Genomic DNA, 5,260 nt, shown 5'->3' on the forward strand with positions numbered 1-5,260 from the left:
CGTTGCCGTTGGAGTATGGACGTTTGCCGGTCTTTGGGCGAGCGCACTTTTTGACCTGCTTAGTCTAAACTCCAATAATGGACGTTTGCTGGCAATTACCATAGCCAACATACCCGCAGAAGCTTTCGCACGCCAATCTTCTCCCCACTCCTGAAAAAGTTCTAAACGTCGGATAATTCCTTCAAACTCATCTAGGATTACAATCAACCGATAACCCTGGTCACGCAGCCACATAAAACCATCTTCCACCTCAAAAGGATCGTCATTAACATCCTGCCTCCAAGGTTCAGTTCCTGTTTGTTTTAAAATCTCCCGCCGCAGTCCCTCAATGATGCCTTCTGGCGTGTGAAATTTGGGAGATTGTAAATCTAAAGTCACAATTAATGGTTTTTGTTGAGGTTGAAAAAAAATCTCGGTACGTTCTCTAATCAACCGCAAAAGGGAAGTTTTGCCATTGCGTCGCATTCCTACTATATTGATGCTCTGAGAACTAATAGCACCAATTCGGCTTTTTACCTCTAAAATAGCTTGTTTCCGTCCATAAAAGCGTTCTGGCGAGACTGGCGTGCCGTAGTCAAAGGGATTGATATCTGTTTTTTTTGAATTATTTTGATGAAACCGCTGATTGAGTTCTGCTAGTTCAGGAAATTGGGCAAAAATTATACTTACAGGTACGGCTCGCCCTCCTAAATCCATGCTAGGATTGCGAGAAATATTCAGAATTCCACAAACTTTCCCGGTGCGCTGATTGAGTAATGGTGAACCACTGGCTCCATAGTTGGCCTGTCCTCCTTTCAATTTGTACAATGGCGAATTGCCTTTAAAGCTTTCACCTTCATACTTAAAGGTAGCAGAATCACCGTCGGGATAATCCTGGGGATAGCCATAGCTAAATAAATCGTCATTCAGTTGAGGATATAATGATTCAAAATTGATGCAAGGATGATTTAAATCTGGGGTATTTAACTTTAATATTGCTAAATCTAGATGATCTTCGGGTAAGATTTTTTCAAGACTAGCACTGTATTGCTGCTTTTGGCATTGCCAGAATACATGGATTGTTTCAGGATTAGCTGATGCAACGACATGGGCGCAGGTGAGAATTAGTTGTGGGGCAACAAAAAAACCAGTTCCCTGACTACCTCCAACGCTGACGCGCAGGGTGCATTGTTGCAATAGTTTAGTGATATCTGTCATATTTGGGTGTTTGCGATTAGTCACTCTATGCAGTTGAGATATCAGGACAGGGCAGTGCCGTTTCCCTACAATTAATCGGGTGATAGTTACATCTCTCGCTAGTGCGCTGGCTGTGAAGCCTCGCCCGTGCTACGATTTTTTTGGGGTAGGGAAACGGCACGGTGCGGTGTCCTCCGTTGCTTGGAATTACTTGCTCCACTCTAAAGTAATTTCTAGGTTTGCTTTGCTAGAACCTTTTACAATTAATGTTGTAATTTGTCCAGATTCAATGGCAATATCTAAGCCAAATTTAATGGTGGCTTTATCTGGATTGACTTCTTGCAAAACTCCTGATAGTTCTTTCGCAATTGCCTTGATAGCATCTGTTGCTTCTTTGAAAGGTCGTTTCATAAAGGCGATTTTCTGTTCACCACTTAAACTTGCTTCGACTCTGACAATTGTGCCGTCAGAGAGTTCTAGGGGAATAGTTGTTGTTTGTTCCATGCTTTTGCCTGCTTTGCTGTGGATTTTAGATAAATTATTCTCTAGGATAAGCTTTTTTTCCTAAAATTGCTACTATGATTGCACTTCGGGACGGGCAAGATGCCCATCCCACAAGAGTTAAATTTAGTCCTGGACGCAGGAGTGCTCAGAAACCGGGTTTTGGCGAAAATACTTCGTTACACTATGGATATACGATCGTTGTGACGAATTCTCGGCAACAGCAAGTCACCTCAAGCTACTCAGTCATCCAACGCCGGCGGTGTTACGCAATGCAATAAAAATACGGCTGGCGACTGCTACGAATCAAACCGACAAAAGACTCAATCCTCAAATACTCGTGCATATTGGAAGGTGAAACCAGTTTTCCCAACTACATAGATGAAGACGAGGAGGATTAACAAAGAAGTCTTGACAAACTGTTCGACATGAACTTTATACTGAGCGATTAAAATGTATTCTAGAAACTCAGGAATCGATCTCGATAATAATCAAACTTATCCCCTCGATCGTAATTTTTCGTACTTTTTGACAAAAAGTCAACAATCATCAAAGGATTAATTATTGTATCTGTGCGATCGTCTAAAAGCACTGGTTCGCCTTTAACCGCCATCACATCTGGATAAGTATACAGATGATAGCGCGGTATAGACAACCGTAAGTCACCGATAAAAACCTTATAGTTTTGCCACTTCAGAGCAAATTTTAAATGAGCCTAAAAATTGCCCGCAATATCATTATGATTTGAAGTACCACCAGTCATAATAACTATCTCGCTATCAATATATTCACTTGGGGACTGGGCCACTTCCTCTAGTGCAAAATATTCCTCTGGCGAGTAGAGTTTTTGAGTTTGGGTTAACTTAGTTTATATCCTCAACAGCCGTTCATTTTATTTTAATTAAAAGTACACCAATTTTATCAAATTTGCATCGGGTCAGGGTGTGATCGCACTGCTATCAAATCAGTTATACTCAAAGGTCGATCGCACCCTGCCCTCTCACAAAAGCGTGTGAAGCGCAGCTATCGGGCTCTTAATCGCTGGCTCAATCAAAAACGCCCCCTCTAAAGATGAGCTAGCTCTCATTTACTTTGCATATCGTAATTATCAAGAAAAGCTATCATTTTTTTTCAGTAGCTTTCCGCTGCTTCCTCGGGGTTTTAGAGCAAAAGTTAAATACGCGTAAGCTTATCTGCACTGAGCGAAAAGTTTTGTTACAATAGGTAAGCTGTTACAAATCGTAACTTATGCTGGTTTCTATTTTAATAATTGACGTTGCCCTCGTTGCCTGGTCTTTGCACTTAATGCAAGAGGCGATCGCGCAACGGGAATTTTCACTAATGCTAGCCGGCACCCTAGTTGCTGTCTCAGCCGGGGCCCTGGTAGTCGTCTACTTCCTCATGGGGTCTTGTTTGAGCCATTTGACCGAAATATCCCAACACACTTACTAAATCATAGTAGGGGATTGACCATTGTCCAGAAGCGAGGAGATTTTTTTTGAAAAAAAAAGCCGAAAGCCTTGCCACTCCAGGGTTTAAAACTAATTTGCCCAAAAAGCTTGACAAATATTGGTCAGTTAAGGCATGATTGAGAGCACGAAAAGAAAGGGGAATTAGCTCAGTTGGTAGAGCACTACAATGGCATTGTAGGGGTCAGCGGTTCGAGCCCGCTATTCTCCATAAAGAAAACCCGTTAACATAGCAACGGTTGCACAAGATAAAGTAACGAGGTACGAATTAGGGTCACTTTCAAGCATACCAGCTTCGTACCAGTTAAATTTTTAACTCAGAAGATCTGCGACCGTTTTTTTACCGAGCCGATCGAATAACTCTCTGAGAATCGTCCTCAACTTTGAGCGGGAGTATTTTTCCAACTTTGTTAAAACTTCTATCGCTCTTCCATCACTCTAAGCAGAAGAAAATAAGAAATATTCGGATTCAGTGATCTCTGGGATAGCACCTCGCATTCGATTTATCAAGGAAATTCGTTTTAAAAAGCCAACTGATAAATGCGTAATTGGAAAAACTCGCTTGCCAAGGTTTAAGTAAATTAAAAAATTGATAAGGTTGCATAACTAAGCGTAAATTATTGAGCAGATTTTTCCAACCTTGACCAAAGTCCCACCACTGATGCTCGCGAAATTTGGAGACAACTGCATCGCTTGATTCATTGATGCCTTTACCCTCCGTATTGTGCAAATTTTGAGAGTGCAGACTCACTAAGAGATAAGCACTCATCACGATTTCCCACCATTTCTGAATTTGACCATAGTCAGTTAGCCGAAAATCAGCCCAACCCAATTCATTCTTACTTTGCTTAAGTCCGTATTCAACCCAGTTTCTCAATCCATAAATATTACCAACTTCTTTAAATTTTACCCCTGGTATTTTAGTCATTACATACCAAATTGAATTTTCTGGTAATTTGTCTGGGTCGGTGGTAATCAGCCAGTATTGAACGGCTCTTTTTTTACCAAATATTATTTCGCGAATATATCGAACTTGCTGACTGCCCGAAGCAAATATTCTGTCAAATTTTCGCCATCTATTCTCTCTCAACCTCTGGTTTTTAGGCAACCACACCCCATGATTACTCCGAATTGCTACGGCATAATTTAGTTGCAATTCATTCAGAACATTGATAAAATTACTGTGGCTTTCACCGTACAGACTATCAGCTAATACTAATTTAAACTTCAAACCAATTTCTCGTAAATATCTAATCATTTCCACGGCGATCTTTGGCTTACTTAAATATGGCTCTCCTTCCCGTAACTTCTCTTTGGGTTTATAGACTTCAAATATCAACGGAAAAGTCATTCCCTCCACTAACCCATAGGCTGTGACTGCCACTATCCCATTCTCTATTTTTCCTAAATTTCCAATGTATTGCCGTTTCACATAGTCTGTGGTTTCTCCTTTTTTTCGATCGCCGGTCTCATCAATAATTAGCGTAATTTCTCGACCTGCCAATACTTGTAGTATTAGCTTTAATCTTGTTTGCCTTAGTTGCTCTAGTTTCCAAGGCGATTCGGTTAGAAAATGTAATAGGCCTTGCTCGTTACTCAATCCTACTACACGCGCTATTGCTGGTAATGTTTTACGTTTAATATCTGAAATCATCCCGACATGGAGGTATTTAAACGCCTCAAAACTTCTTACTTCTGGAAATAGCGTTCTGTACCATTGACAGTAATCGTCCACGAATTTTATTGTCGATGCAGGTTCTCTTTCCGCAAACATAAGCCGGTTAACGGTTTGTGACACTTTTATCTATTATTCTATCATAAGAGTGATGGAAGAGCGATATAGCATTTCTTAGAAAGATGAGGTATAATATAACTGACTTAAACGTAGTGAAAAATATAGAACCTCAAAATGTTATACAGCTCTAATTAAATGGGGCGCTCTTCGAGCAGTAGTCCCTCGACCCGCCAGTCACTAGAATGACAACTATCTCAAATTTTAGCAAGTATCACGCATTAGTAAAAATGAAAACTTATTCGGTAAGGATTCAGGTGAAAAATGATAGAAGGGGAAAAATCTGCTAGAATATATACATGAAAAAGCCCGAAGCTAATAC

Annotated in this window: 5 protein-coding genes, 1 tRNA gene and 1 pseudogene; 3 read left to right on the forward strand and 4 right to left on the reverse strand. The window is 40.6% G+C overall.

The window, feature by feature from the left end; translation table 11 throughout:
• Window positions 1-1,197 (reverse strand): serine protease (locus QUA13_RS31275; protein WP_333204829.1); only part of this gene is annotated, 1,197 nt, incomplete at its 3' end.
• 186 nt (window positions 1,198-1,383) lie between these two features.
• Window positions 1,384-1,680 (reverse strand): CU044_2847 family protein, encoded by a 297-nt coding sequence (locus QUA13_RS31280; RefSeq protein ID WP_333204831.1) that lies wholly within the window; start codon window positions 1,678-1,680, stop codon window positions 1,384-1,386.
• A 74-nt stretch (window positions 1,681-1,754) separates the two neighbouring features.
• Here QUA13_RS31280 and QUA13_RS31285 point away from each other — a divergent pair, with 74 nt between their 5' ends.
• Window positions 1,755-1,958: a hypothetical protein gene (locus QUA13_RS31285; protein ID WP_333204833.1), complete on the forward strand. Its 204-nt coding sequence runs from the start codon at window positions 1,755-1,757 to the stop codon at window positions 1,956-1,958.
• A 179-nt stretch (window positions 1,959-2,137) separates the two neighbouring features.
• On the opposite strand, the gene QUA13_RS31290 is transcribed toward QUA13_RS31285, so the two are convergent.
• Window positions 2,138-2,332, reverse strand: coding sequence for a Uma2 family endonuclease (locus QUA13_RS31290; RefSeq protein WP_333204835.1), 195 nt, complete (start codon window positions 2,330-2,332; stop codon window positions 2,138-2,140).
• 593 nt (window positions 2,333-2,925) lie between these two features.
• On the opposite strand from QUA13_RS31290, the gene QUA13_RS31295 reads away from it, so the two are divergent.
• Both QUA13_RS31295 and QUA13_RS31300 read left to right on the forward strand, forming a co-directional pair.
• Window positions 2,926-3,129, forward strand: a complete 204-nt coding sequence (locus QUA13_RS31295) for a hypothetical protein (protein ID WP_333204837.1) — start codon at window positions 2,926-2,928, stop codon at window positions 3,127-3,129.
• A 155-nt stretch (window positions 3,130-3,284) separates the two neighbouring features.
• Window positions 3,285-3,357: transfer RNA gene (locus QUA13_RS31300), tRNA-Ala, on the forward strand.
• Window positions 3,358-3,584: 227 nt separating this feature from the next.
• Here the strand turns inward: QUA13_RS31300 and QUA13_RS31305 are convergent.
• Window positions 3,585-4,920, reverse strand: a pseudogene (locus QUA13_RS31305) (IS701 family transposase).
• Window positions 4,921-5,260: the final 340 nt, after the last annotated feature.

This window comes from Microcoleus sp. S28C3 (assembly GCF_036700785.1).
GTDB lineage: Bacteria > Cyanobacteriota > Cyanobacteriia > Cyanobacteriales > Microcoleaceae > Microcoleus > Microcoleus asticus.